The sequence below is a fragment of the Methylobacterium sp. J-001 genome, assembly GCF_022829565.1.
Classification (GTDB): Bacteria; Pseudomonadota; Alphaproteobacteria; order Rhizobiales; family Beijerinckiaceae; genus Methylobacterium.
In genome coordinates, this window is sequence record NZ_JAKSYN010000063.1 from 1 (window position 1) to 5,908 (window position 5,908).

At 57.4% G+C, this 5,908-nt stretch carries 1 protein-coding gene and 4 pseudogenes; 4 read left to right on the top strand and 1 reads right to left on the bottom strand.

The genetic code is table 11. The annotated features are described in order from the left end of the window. Window positions 1-198: 198 nt before the first annotated feature. The 3 pseudogenes from MKK65_RS06900 to MKK65_RS06910 form a co-directional block, all read left to right on the top strand. Window positions 199-589 (top strand): annotated as a pseudogene (locus MKK65_RS06900) (transposase); the annotation flags it as partial. A gap of 91 nt (window positions 590-680) precedes the next feature. Then, window positions 681-1,946: pseudogene (tnpC, locus tag MKK65_RS06905) on the top strand (IS66 family transposase). Window positions 1,947-1,975: 29 nt separating this feature from the next. Further along, window positions 1,976-2,916 (top strand): annotated as a pseudogene (locus MKK65_RS06910) (IS701 family transposase); the annotation flags it as partial. 80 nt (window positions 2,917-2,996) lie between these two features. Here the strand turns inward: MKK65_RS06910 and MKK65_RS06915 are convergent. Next, the gene (locus MKK65_RS06915; RefSeq protein ID WP_243956502.1) at window positions 2,997-4,571 is read right to left on the bottom strand and encodes a Wzz/FepE/Etk N-terminal domain-containing protein; all 1,575 of its coding nucleotides are present in this window, start codon (window positions 4,569-4,571) and stop codon (window positions 2,997-2,999) included. A gap of 316 nt (window positions 4,572-4,887) precedes the next feature. On the opposite strand from MKK65_RS06915, the pseudogene MKK65_RS06920 reads away from it, so the two are divergent. Continuing rightward, window positions 4,888-5,904 (top strand): annotated as a pseudogene (locus tag MKK65_RS06920) (IS630 family transposase). Window positions 5,905-5,908 lie beyond the last annotated feature (4 nt).

The window sequence follows — 5,908 nt, forward strand, 5'->3', positions numbered from 1 at the left end:
ATCGCCGCGATCACGCGTTCTCGCAGATCCATCGATAGCGCTGACGGCATCCCGACCTCCTCGGAAAGCCCATCATCGAATCAGATCCGCAGACTGCCCGCTACCCCCAACGATTCAACCCAGCCGGACACGGCTCTAAGGGAACGCCGGAGGTTTTTGCGTATTCGCCTGCCACGGCCATGAGCGTGGGTGCTCGCGATGTCAGGTGCTGGCGGATGGCGTGAGGATCTGGACCGGTGGCGGCAGCCGTTCGTTGCGGGACTGTCGCATCCGGCGCGTTGGGCTATGTGCCCGCTCTACGTGAGCGGTCTGATCGGCTTGGGTGACCGCAAGAGCGTCCAGCCGATGGCGGCGCGGGCCGAGGGTGTGCCCTATGATCGGCTGCACCACTTCATCGCCGCCGGGATCTGGGATGAGGCTCCACTTCAGCGGGCTCTTCTTGGCGAGGCCGATCGCCTCGTCTGTGGTGCGGATGCGATCCTGGTCATCGACGATCCTTCGACAAGCTCAGGATGAGGCCGCTCTGCCGAAGAAGGGCAACCGCTCGGTTGGGGTCGCACCGCAATACGCCACGACGCTGGGCAAGACGTAATTACCCAGGGGGTATCGGGCGACTGCGGCTCGCATCGTGCGGGCGTTCCCCTGTTGCAGAGTTTGGACTTCGCTGATTCCATCGTGGGATGAGGCGCAGCGATCTTGAGCGGTTGTGCCGCGAGGAGCTGATCGAGTTGGTGCTGCGGCTGCAGCGTCCGGACAAGACCTCGCGCACGTCCTCGAAGCCACCGTCGACCGACCGTAAGGAGCGCCGCGAGCAGGCCAAGCCCGGGCACGAGGGCCACAGCCGAGTGATGAGCGAGGATCCCAACGCGGTCGTCGAGCATCGTCCCGACCTCTGCGCGTGCTGCGGTGGCGCCCTGCACGAGGATCTTTCCGCCGAGGTCGTCAGCGTCTCCGAGCGGATCGAGCTGCCGGCGGTGATGCCGGTCGTCACCCAGCATCGACGCCTGGCCGTGCAGTGCCCGACCTGCGGGGCGCGCGTGGTCGCGCCGGTTCCGGAGGCAGCGCGTGGCACCCCGTTCGGCCCGCGGCTGCATGCGGTGGCGACCTATCTCAAGACGTTTCAGGCGCTGTCTTACGAACGGCTCCAGGCGGCCTTGTCGGACCTGTTCGGTCTGACGCTCAGCCAGGGCGGGCTGATGAACCTGCTCCGCCGTGCGCAGGGCCACTTCCGTCCCGGTCGCGAGGTCGCCGTGTCGGCTCTGCGCCGGGCCACTGTCGTCGCGTCGGACGAGACCGGCGTCCGAATCGAGGGCAGCAATGCCTTCCAGTGAGTCTTCCACTCGGCCGACGCGGTGGTGCATTCGGCCTCGCCGACGCGGGGCGCCATCGTGGTGCGAGAGATGATTGACGGACATAGGCCCGCGGTCTGGATCTCGGATCGCTACACCGGCCAGCAGGGACATGCCGCCAAACACCAGACCTGCCTGGCCCATCTCGCCAGCGACGTAGCCTATGTCGTCGAGACCAGCGACGATCCAGTCCCCAGGCGTCTACAGCTCTGGCTCCAATCCGTGTTCGCTCAGGCTGAGCGCATCTCCGATCTGGCTGCCTCGACGCTCGCCGCCAAGCGCCGGAGCCTGGATCGACAGCTCGAAGCCATCCTCGCCACGCCGAGCCGCTGCGACCTGACCCGAGCCCTCCAGGCCAAGATCGGACGGGCTCGCGATCCGCTGCTGGTGTTCCTCGCCTACCCCGGCGCCGTCGAGCCGACCAACAATGACAGCGAGCGACTGCTGCGCCCGTCCGTCATCCAGCGCAAGATGACCAACGGATACCGCGCGATGTGGGCAGCCGAGGGCGAGGCCGACATCCGCACCGTCGTCGATACTGCCTGCCTCACAGGCAGTAGCCCCTTCCGCACAATCCTTACGACCGTTGGCGCTTAAACCCCGCCACTACGGGCCTGGGTAATTACGGCAAGACTGCCAACTGCCAGACACTGGTGTCGCTCATGCTGGCGCGCGGCGAGGTTCCCGTAGCGGTCGGTCTGGCGCTATTCCTACCCGAGACCTGGACGAACGACCCGGATCGGATGGTATCGGCCGGCGTACCTGCGGGCCTGCGCGCGACCCGCACCAAGCTGGAGATCGCGGTTGCGGAGATCGACCGGGTTCGGGAGGCTGGGGTGCGCTTCGGCTGCGTGCTGGCCGATGTGGGATATGGGTCCGCCCCGTTCCGGCAAGCCCTGAGCGCGCGTGGCCCGAGTTGGGCTGTCGGGATCTCAGGACGCAACAAGGTCTACCCAGCCGACGTGACGATGATCTTCCCCGTCGCGGGGCGGGGGCGGCCGTGCAAGCGTCATGTGCCGGATCAGGTCTCGATCGCGGCGGCGACGATCCTGGCAAACATGAGCGGCCGATTGGTGACCTGGCGGCGCGGCACCAAAGGCCGGCTGCGGGCTCGCTTCTGCGCGCTGCGCGTGCGGATGGCCGATGGCCCGACCCAGCGGATCGGCGGACAAGGCAATCAGCATCTGCCCGGCGACGAGGTCTGGCTGGTGCGCGAGGAGCGAGGCTCGGGCAAGCGTAAATACCACCTCTCGAACCTGCCGGCCGAGGCAACGCTCAAGCAGCTGGCCGCAACGATCAAGGCGCGCTGGATCTGCGATCAGGCGCACCAGCAGATGAAGGAGGAACTCAGCCTCGACCACTTCGAGGGCCGATCCTGGACCGGGCTGCATCGGCACGCGCTGTTGACTATGATGGCCTATGCCTTCCTGCAATCCCGGCGCCTCGCCGCGGCGGTGCGGAATAAAAGAATCGCCTGCCCGCCGCCCCAGCCCTCGATGCCGGCGATCCGCCAAGCTATCCTGGATCACCTCAGTCAGCCACCACCGCGGCGATGCCCGCACTGTGACGCCATTCTCAATCTGCCACCCTGAAATCAAACTGCCAAAGTAATGTTAGGACTCCTACAAATACACTTTGGGGAAGAGATCAGTTTATTAATACTCCTCCCAAAAATTTGCAGTTGTAGGAAGACAATAATGTAATATAGTCTCGAGCTTGATGCATCGGAGTTATACCTGCATCAAAAATGACTATCACATCCTCAATAAATGGAGCTGCGACTGTAAGACCTGCAATCGTGTTATATTTAGGAAGACAAGCTATAGTGATATCAATATCTTTTACACTACCGATGATTGCACTATAAAGTTCTGATGAAATATCGACATCTCTATTAAATTCGGCCTTAAATGCTCTTGAGGGCAAGAACTTCAATCGATCAGTTACAAGCTTGAGTGCGGACTGATTTTCAAGATGGGATGTGCCACTCAAATCATACAAGCCAGTAACAGCTTCAGGAGCAATCACCCCGGTCAATGACGCCTCTTCGTGATCGCAGTCTACCAATAAAACATTCTTTCCGCTGGCGGCTATCATTCGAGCTAACATGAACGAGATTGCGGCGTGCTCTAGACCCTTATTCATAGGTAAAACGCAAATTATTTTACCATTCATTCTTTTATTCTTGCTAAGTACGATCTGTTTGACATTCGCGATCGCTGCGATCCATCGGCGGTTTATTTCAGAAGAAGGTGCAGAAGTTGAAAGCTCTTTGAGCCTCAAGCTGCGCCAATTTCTCAAACCAATATCTTTCCTGTTTATATAAGTCAAACACAACAGGCCTAAATGCCTTTTCATTGAACTGGCAGATTTGATAGTTGGATACAGTGAATTTTTAACGGCTATCGCAAACAGTCCTAATGAGCTACTCAAGGCCAATGAAAACATCAAAGTTAGCCCAGTTAGTGGCCACGATTTTCTTGTGGGGATCGTAGCGGCACCGATTATTTGTGCGTCGGCATCAGGAAATATTGCAGCTGGTATAGTCCCAGCTCTTATCCCTTCTTTAACTGTTGTACGTTGTTTTTGAATATCCAAGATTCTGGTTTGAAGAAATTCCCCTCCCTTCTCGGTCGCGGCAGCTTTCAGTTCGATCTGGCTTAATAAATATTGAAGAACAATTGAGTTCGCAACCTTCGCTGCGAGCTCTGGCGAAGATGCACGATATGACAATTCTAGAACGTATGAAGCACCCACTCTGCGAACGCTTACTTTATCCGAAAACTGCTGAAAAAGTTGAGCGTTACGATCGATGGATTTTTCCTTTGTTTCCGCCTTTTGCCGCAGTAAATTAAGAAATATTCCGGAAGGCTCTGACTTCTTCTCAATAGCCTCTGCGGGATTTATCTCTTCCTTATACTGTTCAAATACTGATTGGAGATTTCTCTCAGATTTTAGTACTTGGATTTGACTCTCTGCCTGAGAATTATCCAATTGAACAATAACACTTCCTAGCGTTGATCCCTGACTTGAGCTCGCTATCCGGGTAGGCGTTAAAACAACCGACGCAGTTGCGGAATACTCGTTAGGAGTCCTTGCAATATAGAGAGACGCGAGTCCGAGCCAAAAAATAGCATTTAGTAACAAAAATCGACGGTAACCTTTTAACTCATTAATAATTTCAGCTAAACTTACAGTCTCGAGATCGCCCGACTTGTTCACATAACACCTCATTTAGAGCAACTATTAGGGTTGAAGGGTAAGATCTACTTTTTATAGCATAAAAAGTCCAGTCGCTCGAAAAACTTTCTGACACAATCTATAAAAGAAATTATCATGAATCAAGCGATAAGTTGTATGGATTTGAGGCGACTCACGCCTTTTAACGATCCATCTCTTAAAAATAGAAATAGTTAAGATATAGCGGTGCTTGAATATATCTGCCGTGGCCCTTCACATAAAATAAGGTTTAAGACCTCGTCAATGACTGCTAGATGAATCATGACATGCGCTTGCCGCGATCGTTGGCGATTGATCTCTGCCCTTCGAGCTCATTCTGCGGGCGCGGATCGTCCTTCCCTTAGCTGAGTGCGTGAATGTGCAAGAGGTGGCTCGGCGGGCCGATGTCAGCCGACCCACGGTCTGGCGCTGGCAGCAGCGCTTTGCCGAAGAGGGAGTCAAAGGCCTGCTACGCGACATGACCCGCACATATAGTACCCCACCGCATTCCATCCGGACGGTTGCGGAGGTGCTTTCGCTGACCTGTTCGAAGCCGCCGGACGAGGTCACGCACTGAACCGAACGTGCCGTCGCCAAGCAGATTGGGATTTCTCTGCGCTGCGAGCAACGGATCTGGCAGGAGCATCGCCTACGACCGCATCGGATCCGCACCTTCAAGCGCTCGCACGATCCGGCCTTTTCCAGGAAGGTCGAGGAGGTTGTGGGTCTTTATATGGATCAGCCCGCCCGCGCCGTGGTGCTGTCCATCGACGATCCTTCGACAAGCTTAGGATGAAGGGAGCCAGATCCAGGCCCGGGAGCGCACCCGCCCCGACCAGCCCCTCGGTTCAGGCACCCCAACTGCTCAGACCCACGACTATACCCGCCACGGCACGATGACCTTGTTTGCCGCCCTCAACGTCCTCGATGGCACCGCGCTCGACCGTTGCCTGCCGCGTCATCGCCACAGCGAGTTCATCCGTTTCCTCAAAGCCATCAAGGCAGCAGTCCCAGCAGGTAAGGTGATCAACGTGGTGCTTTACAACTAAGGCAGCTACGGTCCCCAAAGGTTCGCGCCTGGCTCGCTCGCCACCGACGGCGGACCTTCCACTTCAAGCCAACGTCAGCCTCTTAGCTCAACGCTGTCGAGGGCTTCTTTGCCACGCTGGCCCGTCGCCGCCTGCAGCGGGATACCTCTACCGGTGTCGTCGACCTTCAGGTCGCCATCAATCGCTACATCGCCGAGCACAACCGATACCCAAGGCCCTTCATCTCGACCGAGTCTGCCTCTGCGACCTTCGATGCCCTCAGCCGAACCCCTAAAACATCCATCTGAGCCA